This window comes from Streptomyces viridochromogenes (genome assembly GCF_001270495.1).
Lineage (GTDB): Bacteria > Actinomycetota > Actinomycetes > Streptomycetales > Streptomycetaceae > Streptomyces > Streptomyces viridochromogenes_A.
The window spans coordinates 1-26,188 of sequence record NZ_LGUR01000248.1 but is presented as its reverse complement, the minus strand read 5'-3'; the positions used below and the strand labels follow the sequence as shown (position 1 = coordinate 26,188).

Genomic DNA, 26,188 nt, shown 5'->3' with positions numbered 1-26,188 from the left:
GCACACGGGCGGCGGAGCGCTCACTCTCCTGAACGACGAGGACGACTGGAGCGGCTCCAAGGACGAGGAGCACGGCAAGGACAGCAAGTACGACAAGGACAGCAAGTACGACGAGGAGAGCAAGCACGACGAGGACAGCAAGTACGACAAGGAGGGCAAGCACGAGAAGCCGCGTGGCGGTATGCACACGGGCGGCGGCGCGCTGGCTCTCGTGAACAACGGTGACGACTGGGGCGGCGACAAGGACCCGAAGCACGACCCGGACAGCTACCGCAACAAGGACGAGGGCTCGTGGAAGGACGACGACCACGGGGACGACTCGTGGAAGGGCGACCACGACAACGACTCCTGGGGCGGTGGTGACCACGACGGGCCGCGCGGCGGGATGCACACGGGCGGCGGCGGTCTCGCCACGTCGGGTGTCACCGGCGGTGGACTGGCCATGCTGGGTGTCGCCGGCGCCGGCTGGTACGCGCTGCGTCGCAAGAAGGCCGGCGGAGCCGCGGCCTGACCCATGCCCTCCCTCATAGCGGCCGTGGCCGCCGCACGTGCGCCGCGCGTTGCGGCGGCCCCGTTCGTCCTCCCCGTTCTCCCCATCGCCGTGTTCGCTGCTGTGCCCGAGTGAGGTGGTGCCCGATGGCCGCCGGCTGTCCCTCGTCCCCCGACAACGACCCGAACCGTGCCGACGCCGTCTCCGTGCGCTCACGGCGGATAAGGCGGGTGGCGGGAGGGCTGCTCTGGAGCGCGGTAGCCGCCGTGTTCCTGACGGTGACCCTGCCCGGCGGCCAGGACGAGGCACCTGATGGCCGCGGGTCACCGTACGCGGCGTCGGCCGACCAGTCGCACGTTCCCCGTGCGACCAAGTCGTCCTCCACCGCACGTCCCGTGGGCAAGCATCTGCCGCGGTCCCGGCCGGTCAGGCTGCTCATCCCCGAGATCTCGGTGGACGCGCCCTTCACCGACCTCGCCATCGGCCCGACGGGCCAGCTCGAACCCCCGCCGGCCCACAACACCAACCTCGTCGGCTGGTATGCCAAGGGGGCGTCCCCCGGCGAGACGGGTACGTCGATCATCGCCGGACACGTCGACACGACGACGTCCGCCGCGGTCTTCGCGAACCTGCGTGAGCTGGCGAAAGGGGACCGTTTCCAGGTGGTGCGTGCCGACGGACGCAAGGCGTCCTTCGTGGTCGACAGCACGGAGACCTTCGACAAGGACGACTTCCCCAGCGCGCGCGTGTACCGCGACACCCCCCGGGCCCAGGTCCGGCTGATCACCTGTGCGGGGGACTACGACCGGCAGGTCAAGGACTACACCGCGAACCTGGTGGTCTTCGCCCACCTCGTCTGAACCGCTGTCTTCCGCATCGCGGCACCCCGCGCTGACCTCGTGTCTTACAGTGACTGCGACCAGTTCCGGTGACTTATGTGAGGTAGTCGCGAACCATGCCGACCGAGACGTTTGAGTTCCAGGTAGAGGCCCGTCAGCTGCTCCAGCTGATGATCCACTCGGTCTACTCGAACAAGGAGGTGTTCCTGCGGGAACTCGTCTCCAACGCTTCCGACGCGCTCGACAAGCTGCGTCTGGAGAAGCTGCGGGACGACTCCCTCGACGCCGACGTGTCAGACCTGCACATCGAGATCGACGTCGACAAGGAGGCCCGTACCCTCACGGTGCGGGACAACGGCATCGGGATGTCGTACGACGAGGTCGGGCAGCTCATCGGCACCATCGCCAACTCGGGTACCGCCACCTTCCTGAAGGAGCTGAAGGAAGCCCAGGACGAGGCCGGTGCCGAAGGGCTCATCGGCCAGTTCGGCGTCGGCTTCTACTCCGGCTTCATGGCGGCGGACGAGATGACGCTGGTGACCCGGCGCGCCGGCGAGAGCCAGGGCACCCGCTGGACGTCCCGCGGTGAGGCCACGTACACGCTGGAGACGGTGGCCGACGCGCCGCAGGGCACGTCCGTCACGCTCCACCTGAAGCCCGCCGACCCCGAGAACCAGCTCCACGACTACACCTCCCCGTGGACGATCAGGGAGATCGTCAAGCGGTACTCGGACTTCATCACCTGGCCGATCCGGATGGTCCCGGAAGCGGCCGACGGGGACACCGCACCCGAGCCCGAGACGCTGAACTCGATGAAGGCCCTGTGGGCGCGTTCGCGCGACGAGGTGTCCGACGACGAGTACCACGAGCTGTACAAGCACATCAGCCACGACTGGCGCGAGCCGCTGGAGACGATCCGGCTCCAGGCCGAGGGCACCTTCGAGTACCAGGCCCTGCTCTTCGTCCCCGCGCACGCCCCGCACGACCTGTTCACCCGGGACTTCAAGCGCGGCGTCCAGCTCTATGTGAAGCGCGTCTTCATCATGGACGACTGTGAGGCCCTGCTGCCGCCGTACCTCCGCTTCGTCAAGGGCGTCGTCGACGCGCAGGACCTGTCGCTCAACGTCTCCCGCGAGATCCTCCAGCAGGACCGGCACATCCGGATGATGCAGCGCCGGCTCACCAAGAAGGTGCTGTCCACGGTCAAGGACCTCATGGCCAAGGACGCCGACCGCTACGCCACGTTCTGGCGGGAGTTCGGCACGGTCCTGAAGGAGGGCCTGCTCACCGACACCGAGAACCGTGACGCCATCCTCGCCGTCTCGTCGTTCGCGACCACGCACGCCGACGACGAGCCGACCACGCTCCCGCAGTACCTGGAGCGGATGAAGGACGGCCAGGACGACATCTACTACATCACCGGCGAGTCCCGGCAGAGCATCGAGAACTCCCCGCACATGGAGGCGTTCCGGGCCAAGGGCATCGAGGTCCTGCTGCTCACCGACGCCGTCGACGAGGTGTGGGTCGACGCCGTCGGCGAGTACGAGGGCAAGAAGCTGCGGTCCATCGCCAAGGGCGCGATCGACCTGGACGCCAAGGGGGACGACAAGGCCGACGAGGAGCGGGAGAAGCAGGCCGAGGAGTACGCCGGTCTGCTCGGCTGGATGCGGGAGCGGCTGGACGAGGACATCAAGGAGGTGCGCCTCTCGGCGCGGCTCACCGTCTCGCCCGCGTGTGTCGTCTCCGACGCGCACGATCTGACCCCGGCCCTGGAGAACATGTACCGGGCGATGGGGCAGGAGGTGCCGCGCACCAAGCGGATCCTGGAGCTCAACCCCGGCCACCCGCTGGTGAAGGGCCTCAACCAGGCGTACGAGGAGCGCGAGGACCGCACGGAGCTGGCCGAGTCCGCGGAACTGCTCCACACGCTGGCGGTGCTCGCCGAGGGTGGGCAGCCGAAGGACCCCGCGCGGTTCGTGAAGCTGGTGGCGGACCGTCTGGAGCGCACCCTGTAGTCGGCGCCTGGGCCGCCTGGGCCATGGGGCCGGGTCGCCCGTGTGGGCGTGAGCGCGGGCCGTTGTCAGTGGCCCGCGCTACCTTCCTTGAAGTCGGCCTGTGGCCCTATTCCTGGAGGATTCATGGCCTCGCGTCTCAACCCCTACATCACCTTCGCCGGTGACGCCCGGCAGGCGATGGAGTTCTACAAGGAAGTCTTCGGCGGCACCCTGGTGCTCAACACCTACGGCGAGTTCGGCCAGAAGGGCACGCCCATGGAGGACAAGATCATGCACGGCATGCTCGAGTCCTCCGGCGGCCTGACCCTGATGGGTGCCGACACCCCGTCGGACGACCACCGGCCCGGCAACAACATCGCCGTGAGCCTGAGCGGCGACGACGACGCCGAACTGCGGGGCTACTGGGAGAAGCTGTCCACCGGCGCCTCGGTGACCGTGCCGCTGGAGAAGCAGATGTGGGGCGATGTCTTCGGCATGTGTACGGACCGCTTCGGCATCACCTGGATGGTCAACATCGCCGGGCAGGGCGGGTGAGAGCGGGCAGGTCGGAGGAGTGCGAGGCGGATGCGGCGGTCGAGGTGCTCACCGCCGCATCCGGGTGCTCCGGGTCCGGTCGGTGATCAGGCAGTGGTCAGCTCATAGAAGCCCCTGCCGAATGTCGCGGCCACCAGGCGGTGGTGCCCGGCGTCGTACTCGATGTCGTCGACCGGCACTTGGGGCATGCCGCGGCCGAGACGCAGCCAGTGACCGCCTCCCGTGACGCTGGTGAAGACGCCCTGGTCGGTACCGAGGTAGAGGATGCCGCCGCGGGCGACGACCAGGTCGTTGACGGGCGCGGCCGGGAGGTTGCCCGACAGGTTCCGCCAGTGCCGTCCGCCGTCGGTGCTGCCGTACACGTGGGGCAGCGGGGAGCCCGAGCGGTAGCCGGAGTGTGTGGTCCAGACGCGGTCGGGGTTCTTCGGGTCCACGACCACCCGGGTCACCCAGGGCAGCCCCTCGACCAGTTTCGTCCAGGTCGCACCGAGGTCCCGGGTGACCCAGACGCGGCCGTCGTCCGTGCCGACGTACACGGTGCGCCCGTCGTCGGCCGGGGCGATCGAGGTGATCGTGCCGTAGTTGGTGTAGATCGGGTCGGGGCCCGGCCCGCCGCTCAGGTCGTGGCTGATGGGCTGCCAGGTCGCGCCGCCGTCCGTGGAGCGGTTCAGCACCTCCGAGCCGTAATAGAGGATCTTCGGGTCCCGCGGGTCGAAGACCACCGGTGTGAACCAGTTCCGGCGCTTGTACGTCGTCCCGTCCGCGAAGTAAGTGAGCGTGTCACCGCCGTCGACGGAGCTGAAGCAGTTGCCGTACTGGTAGCAGGCGAAGACGTTGTTCACGTCGGTCGGGTTGATGAGGTTCTCCTCGCCGTCACCGCCGAGGTATTCGTTGAACTTCTCCCCGCCCCAGGACCGCAGCGAGCCGTTGTCCTGGGCGCCGCCCGAGACCCTGCTGACGTCCTGCGGGCTGATCGCCGCGCTGTAGAGCTGGGTGTACGGCTGGTGCCGGGACTTGACCCAGCCGCCGTCACCGCCCGAGTCGGAGCGGTAGACGCCGCCGTCATTGCCGAGGTAGACGCGGCCCGGGTGACGCGGGTCCCACACCATGGCGTGCTGGTCGACATGCATGCTGGTGTCGTCGGCCGTCCAGGTGCCGCCGCCGTCCTTCGTGGTCATCAAAGGCACGCCCGCCACATGGACGTGCTCGTTGTCCCGGGGGTCGATCCACACCTTGCCGAACCACCAGCCGAAGCTCGACTGGGAGCCCGTGAGGGTGTCATCGGCCGGGGTGCGGGTCCAGGTGGCGCCGCCGTCGGCCGAGCCGTAGAAGCCCTCGAAGGGGCCGCTGGTCTTGTTGACGATCGCGTAGAGCCGCTCGCCCGCGACCGCGAGGCCGATGCGTCCCACGTCCGGGCCGGCCGCGGGCAGCCCGCCGCCGAGCCGCTGCCAGGTCGCGCCGTCGTCCGTGCTGCGGAAGACACCCGAGCCGACACCGCCGTACGTCCGCAGTCCGGGTGTCCTGCGGTGGTCCCACAGCACCGCGTAGAGCCGGTCGCCGTCGACGACGATCTCGGTGGCGCCGGTGAACTCGTTGGCGCCGGCGAGGATCCGCTCCCAGGTGGTGCCGCCGTCCTCCGAGCGGTACACGCCGCGGTCGCCGCCGCCGTTGTAGAGCGAGCCGGCCGCTGCGACGTAGATGCGGCGAGGGTTTGCGGGGTCGACGGTGATGGCGCTGATCGCGCCGGAGTCACGCAGACCGATCGGCTTCCAGGTGCGGCCGCCGTCCCGGCTCCGGTACAGGCCCGTCCCCTCGTAAGTGATGCTCCCGCCACCCGGATTGGGCTCCCCTGTGCCGACGTACAGCGTGCCGTCGTGGCTGGTGGCTACCGCGCCCATGGCCTGCGTCCAGCTGTCCGGCCAGACCGAGTGGAACGTCGCCCCGGCGTCGGTGCTGCGCCAGAGCCCGCCGCTCGCGGCCGCGGCGTACAGAGTGTCGGCGCGCTTCGGGTCGAGCGCGAGGGAGACGATCCTGCCGCCGATGTTGGTGGGCCCGAAGCTCTTCCAGCGCCCACCGACGGTCGGCAGTTCGCGAGCCTGCGCCGCGGCCAGGTCATGGGCGTGGCGCGGAAGCGACTCGCCCGGCAGAGTCTTCTGGAGGTAGCGGTACTCCGCGGGGGCGGCCGGTCCACGGACCGGCCGGTAGACATCGGACGGGCCGGGCGGTGCGGCCGATCCGGGCGTCGCGGTCGGTGCGGCGGCCGCGGGTGCCGCGAGTAACGCGGCGCCCGTGACTGCGGCGAGAACCAGAGACAGCAGACCTCTGCCCATAGAGCCAAAGCCCCTTCCATCGTCATGCCCACTTCAGGCGGCAATGACGTTACGAGAGAAGACAGTTGAGCAGAAGGGCGCGAACCGGCGTCTGAGGGGGCGTACGAGGAGAGGGTCAACGGTGTGTTCCGGCCCACCTGTCGACGTGCCTGCTCAGGAGGGCAGGTACGGGGGCGTAAATCGCCTGGGGGCGGGAAAGGAGTTATACGGCAAACCGCGGGGAGTGGTCGTCAGCGCCCGGAGGGTCGGGCCCGAAGCGCTGGGGAGGGCCGGGCATGGGCGGGCAGCCCTTGTATCTCGCACCGCGGCTGGAATCGCGGCTGCGCTCGTTGCTGGGCTCTCCTGACCTGTTGCACACGCTCACCGACGCCCTCGGGTCTCCGCTGCACGTGGTCGTCCCCGACCAACTCGCCGACAACCTCCAGCAGTTCCGCTCGGTGTACGGCATCCACCACCTCTCCGGCCAGGTGTTCTACGCGCACAAGGCCAACAGGTCCAGCGCCCTGCTGCGCCGACTCGCCGCCACGGACGCCGGCGTGGACGTCGCCTCACTGGGGGAGCTGCAACACGCCCTCGGCGCCGGATTCACCCCGGACCGGATCACGGCGACAGGCCCGAAGAACCCGGAATTCCTGTGGCTGGCGGCCCGCACCTCGGTCACCGTCAGCCTCGACACGCGAGGCGAACTGGAGCAACTCGCCACACTGGTACGCAAACACGCGCTGCCCAGGACCCGCGTTCTGCTGCGGTTGTCGGGGTTCGAGGCGTCCGGCGTACGGGTGCTCAGCCGACGCAGTCGATTCGGCACCGACGTAAGGGAGTCGGACCCTCTCCTGGAGTCGGTCGAGCGGTACGGTGACGTGCTCGACCTGGTCGGCGTGGCGTACCACCTGGACACGACGAGCCTCGCCGAGAAGGCCACGGCACTGGAGGGCTGTCTGCGGGTGCTGGAGGAGTGCCGTAGCCGCGGCCTCAGGCCCCGGGCCGTGGACATCGGCGGCGGCTTCGGCGTCAACTACCTTGCCGACGGCGGCCAATGGGAGCGGTACACCACCGGACTCACCCAAGCCGTGCTGGGCACCCGCCCACCGCTGACGTACGGCGGCCACGGCTACGGGCTGCGCAACGAAGCAGGCACCCTGCGCGGCACGCTCGGCCTGTACCCCGCGCACCGACCGGTCGCGGGCGCCCGCTACCTCGACGAACTGCTCGCGCACCCGGCCGCGTCCCTCGGCGGCAGCCCCCTGGCCGCCCTGCTCCTCGATCACCTCTACGACCTGCACACCGAACCCGGCCGAGCCCTGCTCGACCAGTGCGGACTCACGGTGACCAAGGTGCTGGAGGTGCGCGACCACGGGACCGGCGGCCCTCTCCTCGTACGGCTGGCGGCGAAGGCCGACGACGTGGCCCTGGAGGACCACGGGGTGCTCATGGACCCCGTCGTGGTCCCACGGGACGGGGACGGGTCCGGCGTCCCACGGGACGGAGACGAGGCGAGAACCGCCGCCGAGCCGGTCGGCGTGCATCTCTTCGGCAGCCTGTGCCTGGAGTCCGACCTGATCACGCGCCGCACGGTCTTCCTGCCCCGCCGCCCCGCACCGGGCGACCTGTTGGCCTTCGCCAACACGGCCGGATACTGCATGGACTTCCACGCCACCCGTGCCCAGCACCAGCCCGCCGCGCGCAAGGTCGCCGCCTGGCAGGAGGGCGACACCTGGCGCTGGTGCCTGGACGACCAGTACTGGCCGACCACACCCGTGGGGGGAGCGCAGTGAGGTACGACAGCATCACCGAGGCCATCGGCAACACACCGCTGGTGCGCATCGACCCGGCCGTGCACGGCCTGAGAAACATCGACCTGTACGCCAAGCTGGAGCTGCTCAACCCCTTCGGGTCGGTCAAGGACCGGGCCGCCTGGAACATGGCGCGCCCGCACCTGGCCGCCGCGGCCGAGGAGGGCGGGCAGGTCGTAGAGCTGTCGAGCGGCAACACCGCCAAGGCGCTGGCCGTCCTCGCGGGCATGCACGGCATGACCTTCAAGAGCGTCACCAACCGGATGCGCATCCCGGAGATCAAGGATCTGCTCCTGTTGCTCGGCGCGCAGATCGAGGAACTGCCCGGCCAGAGCGAGTGCCTGGACCCGACCGCCACCGACGACCCGCTGACCCTGTTCCACCGCACCCTCTCCGAGCCCGGCAGCGCCTACCTCCACACCGACCAGTACTTCAACCCGCGCAACACCGAAGCCCACTTCACCGGCACCGGCCCGGAGATCGTCAAGGACCTGGACGGCCGGGCACCCGACTGGTTCATCGCCTGTGTGGGCACCGCCGGCTCCTCCACCGGCGTCGCCCGCGCCCTGCGCGAACACGACCCCGCGGTACGGGTCGCCGGCCTGGTCGCGGCCAAGTCCGACTTCATCCCCGGCATCCGCACCATCGACGAGGCGCACGAGGTGGGCCTGTTCGACCCCGGCACCTACGACACCATCGAGGCGGTCGGCGCCGACGAGGCGATCGAGGGCATGCTGACCCTCAACCGCCGCTGCGGCATCCTGGCCGGACCCACCGGAGGCGCCGCCTACTTCGGAGCTGTACGGCAACTACGCGCTGTCGACGCCGAGTTGACGGAACGGCAGTCGGCGGTCTTCATCGTCTGCGACCGCGTCGAGAGCTATCTGAGCTACGTCCGTCAGCGGCGCCCCGACCTCTTCGGCCGCCCGCGCCGCAGGAACTCCCCGGCCGACCTGTCGCCCGCCGAGATCCGCACGGCACCGGCCATCGGTGTCGCCGACGCCAGGGCGTGGATCGCCACCGGAGCACCGCTCGTCGTCGACCTGCGCAGCCCCCACGCCTACGCCGCGCTGCACATCGACGGCTCGGTCAACATCGTCGACGAGCTCTTCGAGGAACTCCTCCACGGCGGACTGCCGTTCAGCCGCAGCCGCCCCGTCCTGCTGGCCTGCCCGGTCGGTGAGAAGTCCGCCCGCCACGCCGCCCTGCTGACCCGGATGGGACACCCGGACGTCCGCAGTCTGACCGGCGGCATCATCGCCTGGCGCGACGCGGGCGCCCCCCTGGTACGGGACTGACGCCCATGACCCTTCCCAGGATCGACATCCAAGAGGCCGCCGTCATCGAGGAGTTGGGGGAGTGGCAGCGCGCTCTGCGTGCCCAGTTCCCGATCATCACCGCCCACCCGGAACTGGCCTATCTTGACAGCGCGGCCACCGCGCAGAAGCCGCAGGCCGTGCTCGACGCCGTCCACACCTACCTGACCACGACCAACGCCAACGCCGGACGGGGCACCTACCCCTGGGCCAACCGGACCACGGACCTGGTCGAGCAGGCCCGCGACCGGGTGAAGCGGTTCCTGAGCGACCCCGCTCCCGAGCGCTCGACCGTGCACTTCACGAGCGGCACCACCGAGGGCCTGCGCACCGTCGCCCGCGACTGGCTGTCCGGGCTCCTCGCCGACGGGGACGAGATCGTCGTCCCCGTCGCCGACCACGAGGCCAATATCGCGCCCTGGCTGGAGACCCAACGGCACCTGGCAGGGCAGGGAGTCCACATCAGGGTGCGGCCGATGCCGTACCAGCGGGCGTCCGGCGACTACGACCACACCGCGCTCGCGGAACTGGCGGGCCCACGAACCCGTTTCGTCGCCACTAGTCACGTCCACCACGTGTACGGCGGCGACATGAACATCCACCGCATCCGCCGCGCGGTCGGCCCGGACGCGGTCATCTGTCTCGACGCCGCCCAGAGCGTCGGTCATCTTCCCGTGTCCGTGGCCGATCTGGACGTCGACTTCCTGGTCTTCTCCGGGCACAAGGCCATGGCCCTGCCCGGCACGGGAGCCGTCTGGGCCCGCCAGGCCCGCGGGCCGGGATTCACGCCGGGCGGCTGGTCGGGCACCCCCAACACCGTCGGCATCGCCTCCCTCGCCGTCGCCCTGGACTGGCTGGAAGACGCCGGCACCGACCGGATCGAGCGGTGGACGGTCGCCCTGGCGGCCCGGCTCACCGAGGGCCTGCGCCATCTCGACGCCTACGAGATCCTCGGCTGCCAGAGCAGCCTGGCCGCCGACTCCTCCGTGCAGCGGCGCCAGGGCATCGTCACCCTCCGCCACCACGCCATCGACTCCGGAGACCTCGGCTTCATCCTCTTCAGCCACGGCTTCATGGTCCGCTCCGACCAGCACTGCCAGGGCAGCGCCGGGGAGCGGACCGGCTCGGTGCGGGTGAGCCTGCACGTCCACAACACCGCCGAGGAGGTCGACCGGCTGCTGGCCGTCCTCGCCACGCTCGGGTGACGTACCGCCATTAGGGGTAATGGGAACCGTTTCCACCTGTAGGGTCTGGCGCAGACGGTGCGGACAGGTGCGGAACGGCGAGGTGCACGACGGGATGGGGCTGAGCCTGGGGACGGCGGAGCGATGGGTGGAGCGCTGGGAGCGCCAGCAGCAGCGGTACGCCGTCGACCGCGAGGAGCGTTTCACGGTGATCGCCGATGTGGTGGAACAGGCCGTGGCGGGCGTCCCGGGCAGACCGCTGGTCGTCGACCTCGGCTGCGGTCCCGGCTCGCTGGCGGCCCGGCTCGCCCGCCGGATGCCGTACGCCGACATCGTGGCCGTGGACATGGACCCACTGCTGCTGGAGCTGGCCCGCACCCACCACGCGGACGCGGCCCGCTACGTCGACGTGATGATCGGCGCGGAGGGCTGGACCCACGCCCTGGGCCTCGACCGCCCGCTGGACGCGGCCGTGTCGACGACGGCACTGCACTACCTGGACCCGGACGCCCTGCACCGCACCTACCGGCAGCTCGCGGGCCTGCTGCGCCCCGGGGGCGTTCTCGTCAACGGTGACCACTTCCCGCACGACGACACCGTGCTCGCCGGACTCGCCGGGTGCGTCGGGCGCCGGCACGCCGAACGCGGGCAGGTCCTGGCACACGAGGACTGGGCCTCCTGGTGGGCGGCCGTCGCGCGGGACCCGGAGCTGGCCGACCTCCTCGCGGAACGCCGGCGCCGACAGCCGGCCGCCGCGGTCGACAGCGCGGTGCGCCTGTCGGTGCCCGTGCACGAACGGCTCCTGCGGCAGGCCGGGTTCAGGCATGTCGGTGCCGTCTGGCAGTACGGTGACAGCCACGTGGTCGTCGCCATCCGCTGACCGCCCTGAGGCCCCGCGTTACCAAGCACAGCTAAAGGATTCATCATCCGCCTTGACAGTGTGCGTGCTGTTTCGCGACGTTTGAGCTCGCCACAAAGTTCGACATGGGGGAAACAGTGGTGAGGCGCCCAAAAAAGCGTCTCTTGGGGGACTTTGGGGGGAGCGGTCGCCATGCGATCCACGCACGCCATCACCATTCACAGACCCGAGGAGCTGACCGAGTCGCTGCGCCGGGCGTGGCACCGGGCGATGGACGAGTCGCCCGACTACGCCAACCCTTTCCTGGCGCCGGAGTTCGCGATCGGAGTCGGCAGGCACCGCCGCGGGACGCAGGTGGCGGTCCTGCACGAGAACGGGGAGGCCGTCGGCTTCCTGCCGTACGAGCGGGGCCCGTTCGGTGTCGGCCGGGCGATCGGCCTGGGCCTCTCCGACTGCCAGGCCCTGGTGCACCGGCCCGGCGTCACCTGGGACCCCCGGGAACTGCTGCGGGCCTGCGGACTGTCCGTCTTCGAGTTCGATCACCTCGTCGAGGGGCAGAAGCCCTTCGGTCCGTACGTCACGGGGACGTTCGCCTCTCCCGTGCTCGATCTGAGGCCCGGCGAGGGCAGCTACGCCGAGTGGCTGCGCGCCACCCACCCCGGGCAGGCCAGGACGACGCTGAAGAAGGAGCGCCGCCTCGGCCGTGACGCGGGCGAGGTGCGGTTCGTGTATGACGAGCGCGACCCGCGCATGCTGCGCACGCTCATGCGCTGGAAGTCCGCCCAGTACCGCCGAACCGGCCGGATGGACCGGTTCTCCAAGCCGTGGATCGTCGACCTGGTGGACCACCTCTTCCAGGTCCGCGAGGAGCACTTCACCGGCATCCTGTCCGTGGTGTACGCCGGTGACCGGCCGGTCGCCGCGCACTTCGGGCCGAGGTCGCGCACGGTGTTCGCGGCCTGGTTCACCGCGTACGACCCCGAGTTCGGCTACTACTCGCCCGGACTGATGATGCATTTACGGCTGGTCGACGCCGCCGGCCGGGACGGCGTGACGCTCATGGACTGGGGGCGCGGCGAGAAGGAGTACAAGGACTGGCTCAAGACCCGCGAGCTGCGGGTGGCCGAAGGGTTCGCGATACGCCCGCACCCGGTGGCGGCGGCACACCGGCTGTGGCGCAGACCGGTGCGCGGCCTGAGAAACACCGTCCTGGCCCACCCCGGACTGCGTGACCCTGCCGACCGGCTGCTGAAGACAGTCGGATCCCTGCGCACCTCGGGCCCGGCCCGCCCGGGAGGAGCGGGAGTCCGCGCCCGCTGAGCGGGCCGAGTCCCGCCCGCCCTTCCTGCCTTCTCTGCCCCTCGCACGCGACGGAGTCGTTCTTCACGGCTCCTCGCGGTCTCCCCGCACTCCCGCGCCTCGCACCCCGCACGGCGGCCCCGGTCGCCGCGCGCGAGTGCGCACCGCCCGCCTCGGGCGTCCCTTCGTCGGACCCTTCCACGGAAGAGGTGACCATGCCGTACGGATCGCGGCTCGCCGCGATGATGACACGGCGCATCGGACGCGAATGCGTCTACACGCCCTCGGCCCGACTCGCCCTGTACCTGGCGCTGCGGCGCTGGTGCCGGCCGGGCGCACGGGTACTGATGTCCCCGGTGAACGACGACGTGATCCTCTTCGTCGTCCTCGCCGCCGGACTGCGCCCCGTCCAAGCCCCCGTGTCCCAGTGGGACGGCAACATCGACCCGGCCGCCGTACCGGAGTCCACCTGGCGCGACGTGGACGCCGTCCTGACCACGAACCTGTACGGCATGCCGGACCGGGTCGTCGAACTGCGCCGCCGCTGCGACGAGTTGGGGATCCCCCTGATCGAGGACGCGGCGCACGCCATCGGTACGCATGTGGACGGGCAGCCCATCGGGACCTTCGGGACCGCGGCGGCGTTCAGCCTGTCCAAGCACGTGGCGGCGATGGCCGGCGGCTTCCTCGTCGTCGAGGACGCGCGCACCCGACGGGAGCTGGAGCTCCTGCGCGACGACCTGCTGACCCCGCGGCGCCTGCGCGACGACCTGTCGACCACGCTGCGCCCGCTCGCCCGGTCCGCCGTGCGCACACTCCACCTCGTCCGTCCCGTGTGGCGCACGATGCAGCGCCTACGGCTCCTGGAACGCGACGACTTCCGCATGGCCCTGCACGCCCCCCGCCTCGCCGGCAGCGCCCGCCACGCGCCGAGCCTGGCCGCGTACGAACCCTGGGTGCGGGTCGACCTGCACGGCTTCCGCTCCCGCCACGGCGCCCTGGTCCGGGGGCAGTTGGAGCTGCGGATGGCTCTGCTCGACGGCGATCTCGCCCGCCGCAGGGCCGGCGTCTCGCTGCTGTCGGGCACCGCCTGGGCCACCCCGGCACTGCGCGGTCGTGCAGGCGACGGCCCGCCCTCCCTCTTCCGGGTACCGCTCCTGGTGCACGACCGCGACGCTCTCCTCGAACGCCTCGTCGACCACGGCGTGGTCGCCGGATACGTCTACGACCCGCCGCTCGACGACTACGCGGGCGCCGAGTTCGTCGAACCGTCCCCCGACCCCACGGCCGCGCGCTGGTTCGCCGCACACACCCTGCCGGCCGACCCCCTCCTGGCCCGCCGGATCGCGGCCGCCCTCACGAAGGAACGAGCGACCGCGGCCCACCCGCCGCTGTCGGCCACCCAGGTCCCGGCCCCCGATCCGACGACCACTCTGCCGACGCCCCTGGGGCCTTAGGGGGTGTTAACACCCCCTGGCCCCGCGAGCGACGGCCCGTCGCGGTACATACCTCCCCCGCCTACCCTGGAAGCGTGGCTCGGTCCAACGACGAGGTCGCCGCGCTCCTCCAGGAGTACGCGGACCTGATCTCGATCACCGGAGGAGACGCGTTCAGGACGCGTACGTACGAGAAGGCCGCCCGGGCGGTCGGCGGCTATCACGCCGACGTGTCCACGCTCGACGTCAAGGGGCTCCAGGAGATCCCCAACGTCGGTAAGTCGACCGCCCGGAAAATCATCGAGTACTTCACCACCGGCAAGGTGTCCGCCGTCGAGGAACTGCGCGCGAAGATCCCGGCCGGAGTGCGTCAGCTGACGGCCATCCCCACACTCGGCCCGAAGAAAGCCCTGGTCATCTACCAGGAGCTGGGCATCTCCACGACCCAGGAACTCGCGGACGCCATCCACGAGGAGCGGCTGCGCGACCTGAAGGGCTTCGGGCCGAAGACGGAGGAGAACATCCTGCACGGCATCGGCCTGCTCCAGTCTTCCGGCGACCGGGTCCTGATCGATGTCGCCATGAGCCTCGCCGAGGACATCGTCGCCGAGATGTCGCAGGTCACCGGCTGCGCGCGCTGCTCCTACGCCGGCTCGCTGCGCCGGGCCCGCGAGACGATCGGCGACATCGACATCCTCGTCGCGGCGAAGAAGCCGGAGCCGGTCATGCGGGCCTTCACCGAGCTGCCGTACGTCTCGGAGGTCATCGCGCACGGCGAGAAGAAGACGTCGATCCGCACGAGCAAGGGCCTCCAGGTCGATCTGCGCGTCGTCCCGCCGGATTCCTGGGGTGCGGCGATGCAGTACTTCACCGGCTCCAAGGCGCACAACATCCGCACCCGGGAGATGGCCGTCCACAAGAAGCTCAAGCTCTCCGAGTACGGCCTCTTCGACACCGAGACCGGCAAGAAGATCGTCTCCAAGACCGAGGAGGAGGTCTACGCCCGGCTCGGCCTGCCCTGGATCCCGCCCACCCTGCGCGAGGACCGGGGCGAGATCGAGGCCGGGCTGCGCGGTGAGCTGCCCGACCTGGTGCGGGAGAAGGACATCCGCGGCGATCTGCACACCCACACCGACCTCACCGACGGCCTCGCCCCGTTGGAGGAGATGCTCGCCGCGGCCGCCGAGCGCGGCCACGCCTACTACGCCGTCACCGACCACGCGCCGGACATGGCCATGCAGCGGATGACCGACGAACGGATCCTGGCCCAGCGCGAGCGCGTCCGCGAGCTCGACGGGACGTACGGCAGGCGCGGCAAGCGGACCGGCATGCGCGTGCTGCACGGCACGGAACTGAACATCGGCCCCGAGGGGGACGTGGACTGGCCACCCGAGTTCCTCGCCGGCTTCGACCTGTGCGTGGCCTCGGTGCACTCGCACTTCAACCAGGAGCGCGAGGCGCTGACCCGGCGGATCGTGCGGGCCTGCGAGAACCCGCATGTCCACATCATCGGCCACCCCACCACCCGCCTCCTCGGCAAGCGCCCCGGCATCGACGTCGACCTCGACGCGGTCTTCGCCGCCTGCGCCCGCACCGGCACCGCCCTGGAGATCAACTCCCATCCCGACCGGCTCGACCTGCGCGACGAGGACATCCTGCGAGCCAGGCGGCACGGGGTGAGGTTCGCCATCGACAGCGACGCCCACGCCGTCATCCACCTGGCCAACCTGCGCTACGGCGTCGGCACGGCACAGCGCGGCTGGCTCACCAAGGACGACGTGATCAACACCTGGACGCTGACCCGGCTGCGGCGGTTCCTGGACAAGGGCTGACCGCTTCCGCGCGGTGTTCCCGGCGGCGCCGAGCCGGGCCGCTCCGGCTCGTGTGCGACTGGTGCAGGTTGAAACTCGTGGGAAACAAAGGCTTGTAGCGCGATTTAACGAGGGTTAGTTTAACCGTCACTCGAAGCCGGGCCCGGGCTCCCGAGGGCTGTCCCCTGCGTGTTCGCCCTTTTCACCGAGGAGTAGTGCCATGCCAGTAGACAAGGTCCAGATGTCGCGCCGGGGGTTCCTCGGCCTCGGAGTCGCGGCCGGGGTCGTGACGCTCACCGCGTGCGGTTCCGGCAGCGCAAGCTCGAGCGGCCCGCTCGTCATGACCGTCTGGGGCGGCGACGCCGACCGCAAGACGTACCAGAAGCGCATCGACCTGCTGGTGAAGAAGTACCCGGAGCTGAAGGTCAAACTCCAGCTGATACCCAGCGACTCGTACCCCCAGAAGGTGCAGACGATGATCGCGGGCGGCAGCGGCCCGGACATCATGCAGGTCGCCGAGAGCGTCAACACCTACTCCAGCAAGAACCAGCTCCTGCCCCTCGACGACCTCGCCGAGAAGGCCGGCCTCGACACCGGGAAGCGGTTCGGCCCGGTCGGCTCCATCTACACCTACGAGGGCAAGCTGTACGCGATCCCGGACCGCTCCGGCGCGATCACCGTGTACTACAACAAGGACCTGTACGAGAAGAAGGGCATCAAGGCGCCCACCGCCGAGTGGACCTGGGACGACGCGCTCGACGCCTTCAAGGAGCTCACCGTCCCCGGCAAGCAGTGGGGTTACACCGGCGCCGAGTGGTTCCCGCAGTGGTGGAGCCTCGCGTACCAGAACGGCGGCACCATCATCGACGCCGACGGCCGCCCCGCCGTCGACAGCGACGAGGTCGTCGAGGCGCTCCAGTGGGCCGGCGATCTCGTCTACAAGCACAAGGTGGCGCCGAGCAAGGCGGACTACGCAGACATGGGCTCCGAGGTCGGCGGCGACCAGGCCTTCCCGATGCAGAAGTGCGCCACGCACGCCAACGGCTTCTGGGTCACCGCCGGTCTGACGGACGCGACGTTCGCGTGGGACATCGCGCCGATCTGGCGCGGCAAGAAGCAGGCCGTTTCGGCGTTCGGCAGCGGCCTGGCCATCTCCCGCACCTGCAAGCAGCGCGACAACGCCTTCAAGGCGATCGACTTCCTCACCTCGGACGCGGCGCAGCGGCAGATCATCGACGACGGCGAGGACGTACCGGCCAGCCTCGCGGTGCAGCAGAGTGAGGCGTTCCTCAAGCCCGCGTGGATGAAGACCGACGTCAACATGGGCGCGTTCGCGGAGTCCAGCGACTTCATCTTCCGCGCGCCGTTCATCCCCGAGTGGAACGAGATGACGGCGGCCATCGACGCCGGCCTCGCCGACTTCTGGCTCGGCAAGGAGAGCGCCAAGAAGGCGCTGACCGCCCTGCAGAAGGACCTCGAGTCCATCATCAAGTCCGCGGGATGACCGGCGATGGCGACCCTCTCGAAGCCTGCCTCGACGGCGGTCCCGAAGACCGGGACGTCGTCGAAGCGGCGGCGCCGTGAGGCGCTCTGGTTCTATCTGTTCGTCTCACCGTGGATGATCGGGTTCCTCGTCTTCCTGTTCGGGCCGATGATCGCGTCGCTCTACTACTCGATGACCGACTGGGACTCGTTCACCGATCCCGTCTGGGTCGGGTTCCAGAACTACGTCACGCTGATCACCGACGACCCCAGGTTCTGGAGGGCGTTGTGGCACACCTTCTACTACGCGGCGGTCTCGGTCCCGCTCGGCCTGGTGCTCGGCCTGTGGCTGGCGAATCTGCTCAACAAGCAGGTACGCGCCCGGAAACTGCTGCGCACGCTGATCTATCTGCCGACCCTGGTGCCGCTGGTCGCCACGGCGATGATCTTCCGGCAGGTGCTCGCCCCGAACGGTCCGTTCAATGACGCCCTCGGTCTGCTCGGCATCTCTGGCCCGTCCTGGCTGCTCGACGGGGACTGGGCGACCCCCGCGCTGATCGTGATGTCGGCCTGGAGTGCGGGCGCCGCGACGGTGCTGCTGCTCGCCGCGATGAAGGGCATCCCGAAGGAGCTGTACGAGGCGGCCGAGGTCGACGGCGCGGGCGGGGTGCGGCAGTTCTGGAGCATCACGCTGCCGCACCTGACGCCGATCATCTTCTTCAACCTGATCATGGGGATGATCGGCGCCTTCCAGGTCTTCGCCCAGGTGTACATCCTGGTGCCGAAGGGCAAGCTGCCCGCGGCCTACGCCGGCGCCGAGACGATGGTGCCGTACCTCTTCGACGAGGCATTCGGCAACTACCACATGGGGTACGCGTCGGCGATCTCCTGGCTGCTGTTCCTCGTGGTCCTCGTCTTCACGCTGATCGCATTCCGCACCGCCCGGCGCTGGGTGTTCTACGAAACCGAGGTGAAGTGATGGCCGGCCTCCTTACCACCCCGGCGCCGCGGCGGACGCGGGAGAGCGTCCCGCCGCGCAAGGCCCTTCGGGGACGAGGACCCGGCTCGCTACGGGCGTTCCGGGCCACCCCGTTCACTTACGCGACGCTGATCGTCGTGGCGGCGATCCTCACCATGCCGCTGGTGTTCGTCGGCTCCATCGCGCTCTCCAGCGACGCGACGGTGAACACCAACTCCTTCACCCTCCTCCCGACCGAGTTCCACTGGGAGAACTTCACCCGGGTCTTCGGCTCCGAGCTGCCGATGGGCCGCTTCCTGATCAACTCCGTGATCATCTCGCTCTGTTCGGTCGCCGGGCAGATGCTCTCCAGCGGACTGGTCGGCTACGCCTTCGCGCGGCTGCGGGCCCCCGGCAAGAACACGCTGTTCCTGATCGTCATCGCCACCATGATGATCCCGACGCAGATCACGATGATCCCGCAGTTCATCCTCTTCCGGGACCTGGGCTGGGTGAACAGCTATCTGCCGCTCATCGTGCCGAACTTCTTCTCCAACGCCTTCAACGTCTTCCTGGTACGGCAGTTCGTGTCCCGGCTGCCCAGCACACTCGACGAGGCGGCCATGGTGGACGGCCTGGGCTTCTTCGGTATCTACCGGCGGATCATGCTGCCCATGCTGTGGCCGGTGCTGATAGCGATCGGCATCTTCACCCTGACCCACACATGGGGCGACTTCATGGGCCCTCTGATCTATCTGAACGACGAGTCCAAGATGCCGCTGGCGCTGGGCATCCAGTACATCACCAGCACCTCGGCGGCCGGCCAGTCACCGGCGTGGAACCTCGTGATGGTCGGCTCGATCCTGCTCGCACTGCCCATGATCATCGTCTACTACCTGGGCCAGAAGTACCTGTATGAAATGGACATCAGCGGCGGAAGCGCGGGAGTGAAGTGACCACCATCCACGTAGACGGCCAGGGCGTGTGGATCGACGGCCGTCCTCGCACCCTGCTGTGCGCGTCCCTGTTCTACTTCCGTCTCCCGAGGGAGCAGTGGCGCGAGCGCCTCGCCCAGGTACGGGCCTCGGGCTACACCTGCGTCGACGTCTATCTCCCCTGGAACTTCCACGAGTCGGCCCCCGGCCGCTTCTCGTTCGAGGGCCGCCGGGACGTCGCCGCCTTCCTGGACCTCGCTCGGGAGGAGGGCCTGTACGTCATCGCCCGACCGGGCCCGTACATCTGCTCCGAGTGGGACGGCGGCGCGCTGCCCGCATGGCTGGGCCTGGACCCGGAGTTGGGGGTTCGCCAGAACGAGCCCCGCTTTCTGGAGCAGGTCACCGCGTGGTTCGACCAGGTGCTGCCGCTGCTCGCCGAGCGCCAGTACCCGGCGGGCGGTTCGGTGATCATGGTGCAGTTGGAGAACGAGCTGGACTTCTTCGACTGCGCGGACCGCACCGGATACATGACCTCCCTGCGGGACACGGCAGTTCGCCACGGCATCACCGTCCCCCTGATCGCCTGCTCCGGCCAGGGCGACCTCCCCGGCGCCACCGGGGACGTCGAAGGGGTCGTACCGGCCTGCAACTTCTACCCGGACGACGACTCCCCGGACATCGAGGCCGAGGTGCGCCGCTATGCCGCTCTGGTCGCGGAGCGCGGGGTGCCGCTGCTGGTCACCGAGACGAACCGGCGCCACCGGACGCTGCGGCGGCTGCTGGCGAGCGGCGCCAAGCTGATCGCGCCCTATCTCCAGTCGTCCGGCTGGAACTTCGGGTACACCCCGTCGAGCGGCAACTGGGGGCGCCCCGGCAACTTCATGAGCCATGGCTACGACTTCGGCGGCTACGTCACCTCGACCGGCCTGGAGCGCCCGGAGTACGCCGAGGCGCAGGTGCTGGCCCGGGTCGTGGAGACATGGGGTTCCCGACTGGCCCTGGCGACGACGGTGTCGTTCGACGGACTCGGCTGCGACTTCCCGACGAGCTCGCAGCCGTCGGCGCTGGAGCTGGACGGGGGCGGCCGGTTGGTGGCCGTACCGCATCTGGGCGGTGAGCCCGGCACGGCGGTCGTCCGGGGCGTGCCGGTCGCGGTCGCTCCGGGTTCGTGCCCGCTGATGGCGGTGGACGTGCCGCTCACCGGCGCCACCCTGAACCTCGCCTCGGCAGACCTCGTGGCGCGGGCGGACGGGGTGCTCGTGTTCTCCTCCGACGTGCCCGTCACCGTCGTACTGGACGGGACGCGCACCGAGATCCCGGTGTCCGGACGGGAGACCCTGGCCGGGACCACACTCGTGGTGCTGCCGTCGGCCGAGGCCGCACGGCTGCGGTCGGTCGACGCCGACGGCACGGTCCGGCCGGCGGCTGGATCCGAGAAACCCGACGCCCGGGAACCGACCGCCGTACGCGAGGTGCGACGGCGGGCCGAGGCGGCCCCCGAGCGGCCCGCGGGGCTGCACGGACTGCCGCCCACGCTGGAGTCGCTCGGCGTGTACCGGGGCCGCGGCACCTACCGGACCACGACGGACCTGACCGGCGTCGACGAGCTGCTGCTCACCGACGCCGCCGACATCGTCGACCTGTCCGTAGCGGGCCGGGCGCTCCCGACGGTCGCCGGATTCGGCGCGGCCCGCCGCATCGACGTCCGCGACGTGACGGGTGCCGCCGCGATCGAGGCCGTCGTGGAGATCTGGGGCCACGCGAACTTCGACGACGCCCGCCTGCCCGCGCTCCGCCTCGGCGCGCTGCGGGGCCTCGGCACCCTCTGGAAGGTCCGGGAGACCACGGACGTGTCGGCCCTGTGGACGGTGCACGGCCACTGGGCCGGGACTCCCGCGCCCACCCGGGTGCTCGGGGGCTGGAGCAGCACCCGCGTCGCGGTGCCGGTCACCTACAGCCGTACGGTGCACTCGGCCACCCCGTCGGCGCTGCATCTGCGCGGGGTCGTCGAACCGCTGCGGGTGAGCGTGGACGACGGGGAGCCGGAGACCGTCCACACCGAGAACCCCTGGGTGCTGCTGTCCGCCGGCACGCACCAGGTCTCGGTCACGCTGCCGCACCACCCGAGCGGTCCCGGCCTGCGCGCCGAACTGCTGGCGCTGGACGCCGTACGGGACTGGTCCTGTGCGGTGCAGGACGACGAGCTGCTGACCGCGTTCGCCGCCGCCGTCGGCTCCGGCCGCACGGAGGAGGTACGGCTGCCGCTGGTGCTGAAACCGGGGGAGGAGACATGGCTCGACGTCGACCTGCCGGCGTCGCCGGACGGATATCTGGTCCGGCTGGATGCCACGCAGGTCCGGGTGACCGGATGGGCCGGCGGAGAGTGCGTGGGGCGCGTCTGGTCCGGTGAACGGCCCGACTTCTCGGGCGGTGACCCCGACGCGCTCTGGGTGCCGCCGAACTGGCCGGGCCTGACCCTGCTCGCCCAGGGTATTGAGGGGCGTGAGACGCCGGAGATCCGTACGCTGTGGCTGGGGGGACCGACCGACTGAGGGGGCATACCGGTGGCCCGGCACACGGCCCGAGACGTTCGCAGCGAGAACCGCTTCGAGGTGCTGCACGCGCTGTTCGAGCTCGGGCCGTCCTCCCGCCAGGAACTCGCGCGGCACACGGGCCTCAGCCAGGCCACCGTGACGACGCTGGTCGGCGGGTTCCTGGCGGAGGGCGTGCTGGACATCGCGGCCGTGGAGCGCAACGCCGTGGGACGGCCCTACGAACGGCTCGCGATCAACCCGGACCGGGGCCGCATCGTCGGTGTCGACGTCGCCGAGACCTACGTCGACGCCACGGTGTACGACCTCGCTCTCGGCGTCCTGGGCCGGCACGAGACGGCCCTCGACGAGGAGAAGAACGACCAGGCGTACGTCGTCGACGGCATCGTCGGCGCGATCGAGGCGGCCCTGGACGCGGACGGGACCGAGCGCGGCCGGATCGTGGGCGTCGGGGTCAGCATGCCGGGCCACGTACACCACGACGCCGGGATCTCCGTCTTCGCGCCGAACTGGGACTGGCACGACGTCCATATCGAGGAACTGCTGGCCGAGCGGCTGCGGTTGCCGGTGTACGTCGACAATCCGCTCAAGGCGGCGATCCTGTCCGAGATGTGGTTCGGGGTCGGGCGCGTCGTCGACAGCATGGCCGTGGTCAACATCGGCACCGGGGCCGGAGCGGGCATCGCCATCGAGGGCACGCTGGTCCGCGGCATCACCAACAACGCCGGGGAATGGGGACACACCCTCCTGATGCTGGACGGCCGCCCGTGCCGCTGCGGCCGACACGGGTGCGTGGAGGCATACGTCGGCGCTCCCGGCCTGGAGGCGACGCTGGCCGAGATCGACCCGTCCCATCCGGCGCTGGGACAGCCCGGGCAGCGGGACTTCGTCGAGACCGTCGCCGACGGCCTGGCCGCGGGGGACCCGGTGCCGCGGGAGCTCGTCCGGCGCACGGGCCGCTATCTCGCCGCGGCCCTCGGCGATCTCGTCAACCTGCTCAACGTCCCGAAGGTGACCCTCACCGGCTGGTTGCCCACGGAGCTGGCCCCGTGGCTCGTCCCCGCCGTGCTGGACGAACTGCCGCATCACGTGCTGCCGGGCTCCCTGCCCGGCCTCACCGTCGAGGTGTCCGAGGTGCCCGGCAACGCCGTGTGCCTGGGCATGGCCGCCTTCACCCTGGAGCAGTTCCTCGCCCGGCTCGGCCTGGTCAGCCAGGCCCGCACCCGCCCGCAGCCGCGTGCCGAGACCGCCCAGCCGATCGGATGACGCGCCCGACACCAGCGGCACGGGCCCGAGTCGAGCCACGCCACAGCTCCTGAGCCTTGGGTGATCGCCATCCGTTTGAGCCGCCGTCGGCAAGGGGAGCGTGCGGAGGGCGAGTGGGTGCCGTGGTCAGGCTTTGCCCATGTCGCTGCAGAGGGGTTGTCCTGACATTAGGTCCCTGCCTAGGGTCGCCTCGAAGTGCAAGCGCTTTCTGAAGCGGGCTGTCCGCCGGCCGTCCGAGGAGAACTGCATGTCCCCAAGTCCCGCCCGCCGCCGCGTCGCCGTGATCGGCACCGGCACCATCGTCAGCGGCAGCCACCTCCCCGCCCTGAGACACCACGCGGACCGGGCGGAGCTGGTCGCCGCCGTCGACGTGGACCAGGCCCGGCTGGACGCCTTCCGGGAGCTCGCGGGCGAGGACGTCGCCGGGTACACCTCGACGGGTGAGATGCTGGACGCCGTACGCCCCGACCTGGTCCTGATCGGTACGCCGCCGTCCCTGCACCGGGAGCAGACGGTCGCCGCGCTCAAGGCGGGCGCCTGGGTGCTGTGCGAGAAGCCGCTCTGCCTGTCCCTCGCCGAGTACGACGACATCGCGGCGGCCGAGGAGGCGTCGGGCGCGTACGCGTCGGTCGTCTTCCAGCACCGCTACGGCTCCGGCGCCGTGCACGCCCGGGAGCTGATCGCGAGCGGTGAGCTGGGCGCCCCGCTGGTCGCGCACTGCCAGACGACCTGGCACCGCGACGCCGCCTACTACGCGGTGCCGTGGCGCGGACGCTGGGCCACCGAGGGCGGCGGGCCGACGATGGGGCACGGCATCCACCAGTTCGACCTGCTGCTGCATCTCCTCGGGCCGTGGGCGGAGATCAGGGCCATGGCCGCGCGCCTGGTCCACGACACCGAGAGCGAGGACGTCTCGACGGCCCTCGTACGCTTCGAGAACGGCGCCCTCGCCACCGTCGTCAACAGCGTGCTCTCCCCCCACGAGGTGAGCCGCGTCCGCGTCGACTGCGCCGACGCGACGGTCGAGCTCACCCACCTGTACGGCCACCGCAACGACGACTGGGTCTACACCCCGGCCCCGCACGTCCCCTCCGAGCGCGCCACCGCCTGGCGTACCCCGGCCGCGGACCTGCCCAGCTCGCACACGGCCCAGCTCGGCGCCCTCCTCGACGCCTACGACAACGGTGTCCGACCGCCCGGCAGCGGCCCCGACGCCCGGGCCACCCTCGACTTCGCCGCCGCCCTCTACAAGGCCGCGTTCACCGGCAGCCCGGTGCACGCGGGCGAGATCCGGCCCGGCGACCCCTTCTACCCGGCCATGCACGGCGACCACCCCCACTGGGCCCCCAAGGAGCGCGCATGAGCATCCGCGTCACCCACGCGCACGGCGACCACATCGCCGTCACGGCCGCGAACGGCACCGAGATCCTGCGGTACGTCTACCGTCCCGACCCGGAGGCCTTCGAGTCCCGCAAGCCGTACGCCCACCCCGTACGCACCCTCGCCGGGCACACCGTGACCGGCTACCGGCCGAGCGACCACCGCTGGCACAAGGGCCTTCAGATGACGGCGAGCCATCTGTCCGGGCAGAACTTCTGGGGCGGCAACTGCTATGTCCACGGCCAGGGTTACCTGCCGCTGCCCGAGCGGGTCGGCTCGATGCGGCACGACGGCTTCGGCGCGTTCACGGTCGAGGACGACCGGCTCGCCTTCACCGAGCACCTCACCTGGGTGGAGAACGGCGGCGAGGAGTGGGCACGCGAGGAGCGCGGGCTGACCGTCCACTCGGTGGACGAGGGGGCCGGGGCGTGGGCCCTGGACTGGTCGATCCGGTTGACCAACCTCCGTGCCGAGCCGCTGGCCTTCGGCTCGCCCACCACCGCGGGCCGTGAGATGGCCGGCTACACCGGACTCCAGTGGCGCGGACCGCGGGACTTCACCGGAGGCACCGCCTTCGGACCCGACCTCGACGGGGGAGCGGGCGCGGACGCGGGCAAGCTGATGGGCACGCAGGGCCCCTGGCTCGCGTACACGTCCGAACACGACGACGTCGACGGGCACTCCACGCTCGTCTTCGCGCACGCGCCCGAGAACCTCGACGAGCAGGACGCGATCCACGAGTCCCACTGGTTCGTGCGCTCCGAGCCGATCCCGACGGTGGCGTTCTCCTGGGCCTTCTTCGAGGAGTTCGAGCTGCCGCCGGGCGACTCCTTCGCCTACCGGTACCGCGTCGTCTTCGCCGACGGTGCCTGGGACCGGGAGCAGGTGGCCGCCCACCTGGAGGGAATGCCGTGGTGAAGCCGAATGACGTGGTGAAGCCGAACCTTCCGCACCCGCTGCCCGGCGCCGTCGGCCTGTCCCACCTCAGCGCCTACGACTGGGAGGCCGCCGACGGCGTCTGCGGCGGCAGCCCGCATCTCCACCTGGTCTGCACCGAGGCGTACGTCGTCACAGGCGGCCGGGGTGCCGTGCAGACGCTGAGCCCCGACGGCTACCGGGACATCCCCCTGGAGCCGGGCTCGATCGCCTGGTTCACGCCCGGGACCGTGCACCGTATGGTCCAGGGCGGCGATCTGCGCATCACCGTGCTGATGCAGAACAGCGGGCTGCCGGAGGCCGGGGACGCCGTGTTCACCTTCCCGCCCGAGGTGCTCGCGGATCCGGAGCGGTACGCGGCGGTGGCGGCCCTGCCACCCGGCACCGGCCCGGACACGGCGGCTGCCGCGCGCCGCCGCAGGGACCTCGCCGTCGAGGGCTACCGCGTGCTGCGCGAGGCGCTCGTCGCAGGGGACAGCGGCCCGTACGCCGAGTTCCAGCGCGCCGCCGCCCGGCTCGTGCGTGCCAAGGTGCCGAACTGGCGGGAGCTGTGGCGGGCGGGCGCGCTGGCCACCGTCGAGCGCACGGGCGCCCAGCTCGACGCGCTGGAGGCGGGCGAACCGGCGTATCTCGCCGACGCGACCGCGCACGAGGCCGGGCCCACCAGGCTCGGCGGGTTCGGGATGTGCGGCCGCCGGGACGAGTACAACCTGCCGGGGGTCACGCTGCCCTACCAAGGCCGATAGAAGGCTCCGGGGGGGGGCGAAGGCGGC

General features: G+C 70.5%; 19 protein-coding genes. 18 read left to right on the top strand and 1 reads right to left on the bottom strand.

Translation table 11 applies throughout. The features are described 5' to 3' along the window. Nucleotides 1–636: 636 nt before the first annotated feature. The 3 genes from ADK36_RS39580 to ADK36_RS39570 all read left to right on the top strand — a co-directional run bounded on the left by ADK36_RS39580 (nt 637) and on the right by ADK36_RS39570 (nt 3,878). The gene (locus ADK36_RS39580) at nt 637–1,350 is read left to right on the top strand and encodes a class F sortase (protein ID WP_053084774.1); all 714 of its coding nucleotides are present in this window, start codon (nt 637–639) and stop codon (nt 1,348–1,350) included. Nucleotides 1,351–1,445: 95 nt separating this feature from the next. Further along, nucleotides 1,446–3,344: a molecular chaperone HtpG gene (htpG, locus tag ADK36_RS39575; RefSeq protein ID WP_048586730.1), complete on the top strand. Its 1,899-nt coding sequence runs from the start codon at nt 1,446–1,448 to the stop codon at nt 3,342–3,344. A gap of 123 nt (nt 3,345–3,467) precedes the next feature. Beyond that, nucleotides 3,468–3,878 (top strand): VOC family protein, encoded by a 411-nt coding sequence (locus tag ADK36_RS39570; RefSeq protein WP_048586731.1) that lies wholly within the window; start codon nt 3,468–3,470, stop codon nt 3,876–3,878. An 86-nt stretch (nt 3,879–3,964) separates the two neighbouring features. Here ADK36_RS39570 and ADK36_RS39565 read toward each other — a convergent pair whose 3' ends face one another. Then, nucleotides 3,965–6,208: a WD40/YVTN/BNR-like repeat-containing protein gene (locus tag ADK36_RS39565; protein WP_048586732.1), complete on the bottom strand. Its 2,244-nt coding sequence runs from the start codon at nt 6,206–6,208 to the stop codon at nt 3,965–3,967. A 275-nt stretch (nt 6,209–6,483) separates the two neighbouring features. Here ADK36_RS39565 and ADK36_RS39560 point away from each other — a divergent pair, with 275 nt between their 5' ends. From ADK36_RS39560 to ADK36_RS39490, 15 genes are all read left to right on the top strand, one after another. Next, nucleotides 6,484–7,983: an alanine racemase gene (locus ADK36_RS39560; RefSeq protein WP_048586733.1), complete on the top strand. Its 1,500-nt coding sequence runs from the start codon at nt 6,484–6,486 to the stop codon at nt 7,981–7,983. Next, nucleotides 7,980–9,299: a pyridoxal-phosphate dependent enzyme gene (locus ADK36_RS39555; RefSeq protein WP_053201073.1), complete on the top strand. Its 1,320-nt coding sequence runs from the start codon at nt 7,980–7,982 to the stop codon at nt 9,297–9,299. The genes ADK36_RS39560 and ADK36_RS39555 overlap by 4 nt, the downstream gene beginning before the upstream one ends. Before the next feature lie 5 nt (nt 9,300–9,304). Beyond that, nucleotides 9,305–10,522, top strand: coding sequence for an aminotransferase class V-fold PLP-dependent enzyme (locus ADK36_RS39550; RefSeq protein WP_048586735.1), 1,218 nt, complete (start codon nt 9,305–9,307; stop codon nt 10,520–10,522). Between the two features lie 94 nt (nt 10,523–10,616). Further along, nucleotides 10,617–11,381 carry a class I SAM-dependent methyltransferase gene (locus tag ADK36_RS39545; protein ID WP_053201088.1) on the top strand — a complete coding sequence of 255 codons (765 nt, stop codon included), beginning with the start codon at nt 10,617–10,619 and terminating at the stop codon, nt 11,379–11,381. A gap of 171 nt (nt 11,382–11,552) precedes the next feature. Beyond that, nucleotides 11,553–12,680 (top strand): GNAT family N-acetyltransferase, encoded by a 1,128-nt coding sequence (locus tag ADK36_RS39540; RefSeq protein WP_048586736.1) that lies wholly within the window; start codon nt 11,553–11,555, stop codon nt 12,678–12,680. Nucleotides 12,681–12,874: 194 nt separating this feature from the next. Then, a complete protein-coding gene (locus ADK36_RS39535; RefSeq protein WP_078916734.1) occupies nt 12,875–14,116 on the top strand; it encodes a DegT/DnrJ/EryC1/StrS family aminotransferase in 1,242 nt (413 codons plus the stop codon). Nucleotides 14,117–14,190: 74 nt separating this feature from the next. Further along, a complete protein-coding gene (gene polX / locus ADK36_RS39530; protein WP_048586738.1) occupies nt 14,191–15,927 on the top strand; it encodes a DNA polymerase/3'-5' exonuclease PolX in 1,737 nt (578 codons plus the stop codon). Between the two features lie 199 nt (nt 15,928–16,126). Continuing rightward, nucleotides 16,127–17,410 carry an ABC transporter substrate-binding protein gene (locus ADK36_RS39525; RefSeq protein WP_053201072.1) on the top strand — a complete coding sequence of 428 codons (1,284 nt, stop codon included), beginning with the start codon at nt 16,127–16,129 and terminating at the stop codon, nt 17,408–17,410. 6 nt (nt 17,411–17,416) lie between these two features. Then, the gene (locus tag ADK36_RS39520) at nt 17,417–18,367 is read left to right on the top strand and encodes a carbohydrate ABC transporter permease (protein WP_048586740.1); all 951 of its coding nucleotides are present in this window, start codon (nt 17,417–17,419) and stop codon (nt 18,365–18,367) included. After that, a complete protein-coding gene (locus tag ADK36_RS39515; RefSeq protein ID WP_078916733.1) occupies nt 18,367–19,302 on the top strand; it encodes a carbohydrate ABC transporter permease in 936 nt (311 codons plus the stop codon). The genes ADK36_RS39520 and ADK36_RS39515 overlap by 1 nt, the downstream gene beginning before the upstream one ends. Beyond that, on the top strand, nt 19,299–21,833 hold the full coding sequence (locus ADK36_RS39510; RefSeq protein WP_048586741.1) for a beta-galactosidase: 2,535 nt from the start codon (nt 19,299–19,301) through the stop codon (nt 21,831–21,833). Before ADK36_RS39515 ends, ADK36_RS39510 begins: the two co-directional genes overlap by 4 nt. A gap of 12 nt (nt 21,834–21,845) precedes the next feature. After that, nucleotides 21,846–23,099 (top strand): ROK family transcriptional regulator, encoded by a 1,254-nt coding sequence (locus tag ADK36_RS39505; RefSeq protein WP_053201070.1) that lies wholly within the window; start codon nt 21,846–21,848, stop codon nt 23,097–23,099. A gap of 247 nt (nt 23,100–23,346) precedes the next feature. Further along, nucleotides 23,347–24,462 (top strand): Gfo/Idh/MocA family protein, encoded by a 1,116-nt coding sequence (locus ADK36_RS39500; protein ID WP_048586743.1) that lies wholly within the window; start codon nt 23,347–23,349, stop codon nt 24,460–24,462. Continuing rightward, a complete protein-coding gene (locus ADK36_RS39495; protein WP_053201068.1) occupies nt 24,459–25,397 on the top strand; it encodes a PmoA family protein in 939 nt (312 codons plus the stop codon). The genes ADK36_RS39500 and ADK36_RS39495 overlap by 4 nt, the downstream gene beginning before the upstream one ends. Next, nucleotides 25,391–26,161 carry a cupin gene (locus ADK36_RS39490; RefSeq protein WP_234330048.1) on the top strand — a complete coding sequence of 257 codons (771 nt, stop codon included), beginning with the start codon at nt 25,391–25,393 and terminating at the stop codon, nt 26,159–26,161. Before ADK36_RS39495 ends, ADK36_RS39490 begins: the two co-directional genes overlap by 7 nt. Nucleotides 26,162–26,188 lie beyond the last annotated feature (27 nt).

Coding starts and splice junctions, on each gene's coding strand:
- ADK36_RS39515 (WP_078916733.1), top strand. CDS start 18,367: ATGGCCGGCCTCCTTACCACCCCGGCGCCGCGGCGGACGCGGGAGAGC.
- ADK36_RS39580 (WP_053084774.1), top strand. CDS start 637: ATGGCCGCCGGCTGTCCCTCGTCCCCCGACAACGACCCGAACCGTGCC.
- ADK36_RS39550 (WP_048586735.1), top strand. CDS start 9,305: ATGACCCTTCCCAGGATCGACATCCAAGAGGCCGCCGTCATCGAGGAG.
- htpG (WP_048586730.1), top strand. CDS start 1,446: ATGCCGACCGAGACGTTTGAGTTCCAGGTAGAGGCCCGTCAGCTGCTC.
- ADK36_RS39565 (WP_048586732.1), bottom strand. CDS start 6,208: ATGGGCAGAGGTCTGCTGTCTCTGGTTCTCGCCGCAGTCACGGGCGCC.
- ADK36_RS39560 (WP_048586733.1), top strand. CDS start 6,484: ATGGGCGGGCAGCCCTTGTATCTCGCACCGCGGCTGGAATCGCGGCTG.
- ADK36_RS39570 (WP_048586731.1), top strand. CDS start 3,468: ATGGCCTCGCGTCTCAACCCCTACATCACCTTCGCCGGTGACGCCCGG.
- ADK36_RS39495 (WP_053201068.1), top strand. CDS start 24,459: ATGAGCATCCGCGTCACCCACGCGCACGGCGACCACATCGCCGTCACG.
- ADK36_RS39545 (WP_053201088.1), top strand. CDS start 10,617: ATGGGGCTGAGCCTGGGGACGGCGGAGCGATGGGTGGAGCGCTGGGAG.
- ADK36_RS39525 (WP_053201072.1), top strand. CDS start 16,127: ATGCCAGTAGACAAGGTCCAGATGTCGCGCCGGGGGTTCCTCGGCCTC.
- ADK36_RS39520 (WP_048586740.1), top strand. CDS start 17,417: ATGGCGACCCTCTCGAAGCCTGCCTCGACGGCGGTCCCGAAGACCGGG.
- ADK36_RS39500 (WP_048586743.1), top strand. CDS start 23,347: ATGTCCCCAAGTCCCGCCCGCCGCCGCGTCGCCGTGATCGGCACCGGC.
- ADK36_RS39540 (WP_048586736.1), top strand. CDS start 11,553: ATGCGATCCACGCACGCCATCACCATTCACAGACCCGAGGAGCTGACC.
- ADK36_RS39535 (WP_078916734.1), top strand. CDS start 12,875: ATGCCGTACGGATCGCGGCTCGCCGCGATGATGACACGGCGCATCGGA.